We start from the raw sequence: 1,148 nt of genomic DNA on the forward strand, positions 1-1,148 counted from the left end.
GTGGTGACTTGATTCGGGTGCGGATGTGGCGCAGGACGGGGTCGTGGCCGGCGAAGAGGGTTTGGAAGTCTTTCCCGCGGTAGCAGGGCCCGTTGTCAGAGACCAGTGCGATGGGGGCCGGGGCTCGACCGATGACGTTCTCTTCAGCGTCGAGGACATCCATCTCGCCTCGGTCCTGGCGCAGATCGGCCAGGTTGAGTACCCGGGTGGCTTCCTCGATTGCCAGGCGCACACAGTGCACGGCGTCGCGGCCCCGACCGGTGGGGGTCACCGTGATGGCCAGGCAGTATTTGGTGACGTAGTCGATGACAGCGCTGATGCGCCAGATCCCACCGTGGGCTGTTTCGAACTCCGAGAAGTCGGTCTGCCAGACCCGGTTACGTTCAGTGGGCGGGTCGTGGAAGACGCGTCGACGCAGCGCTGCCCAGGATTTGCGATCGGCGCGAAAGCCGTGAGGCAGCAGCAGGCCGCGACGACGTAACGCTCGCTGGACTGAGGAGTTGGTGACCTCGTATCCGTCAGCACGCATCAGAGCCGCGATCTTGCGGTAGCCCCAGGCTGGCCATTCTTCGGCGTATTTCGCTGCTCTGGCTTCGATCTGGTCGACCACAGGCGCCGGCCACGGGCCTTTCTCAGGGTTTCCGGCTCGCAGGCGCGCCAGCCGGCGTCGATAGGTCCGCTCCGGGATGCCGGCTAACGGCGCGAACCTCGAAACCGGCAGTTGCGCTGCTTCTCTTAGGGTTTCGAGGTCTTGGAAGGGACTTGGTCGGCCAGGGCTGCGCCGCGTTGCCAGATCCGCAACTGAACCGTCGCCTCGGCCAGGGCGAGCTTGAGCTCGTCGTTCTCCAGGCGCAGCCGACGTTGCTCGGGGCTGCCGGCCCCGTGCGCGGCGCCGCTGGGCACCTCCTGCATCCGCTCGGCACCCGCCTCGAGGAACTGGTACTTCCACTTGAGCACTTGCCCTGGTGACACTCCGCATCGCCGGGCCGCCTCGGCACCCGACATCTCGCCCGCCAACACCGCCAGAACCAAACGGGTCTTCTCCTCGGCGCTGACCTTCGCCTTTCGCGATCTGGCCATCTGACACTCCTTCTGGACGTGTCACCATCATTCTCCGGCGACCCTGACAGAAAGTTTGAGTCAGTGGA

General features: G+C 65.3%; 1 protein-coding gene and 1 pseudogene. Both read right to left on the reverse strand.

Going from position 1 to position 1,148, the window contains the following annotated elements; translation table 11 throughout:
- Positions 1–610 (reverse strand): annotated as a pseudogene (locus tag DMB80_RS27755) (DDE-type integrase/transposase/recombinase); the annotation flags it as partial.
- Between the two features lie 125 nt (positions 611–735).
- Positions 736–1,080 carry a transposase gene (locus DMB80_RS27760; RefSeq protein ID WP_111512757.1) on the reverse strand — a complete coding sequence of 115 codons (345 nt, stop codon included), beginning with the start codon at positions 1,078–1,080 and terminating at the stop codon, positions 736–738.
- Positions 1,081–1,148: the final 68 nt, after the last annotated feature.

This window comes from Mycobacterium kyogaense (assembly GCF_003254575.1).
GTDB classification, from domain to species: Bacteria; Actinomycetota; Actinomycetes; order Mycobacteriales; family Mycobacteriaceae; genus Mycobacterium; species Mycobacterium kyogaense.

What these genes read in the sequence shown, in the direction of transcription:
- DMB80_RS27760 (WP_111512757.1), bottom strand. Translation starts at nt 1,080, where the DNA reads ATGGCCAGATCGCGAAAGGCGAAGGTCAGCGCCGAGGAGAAGACCCGT.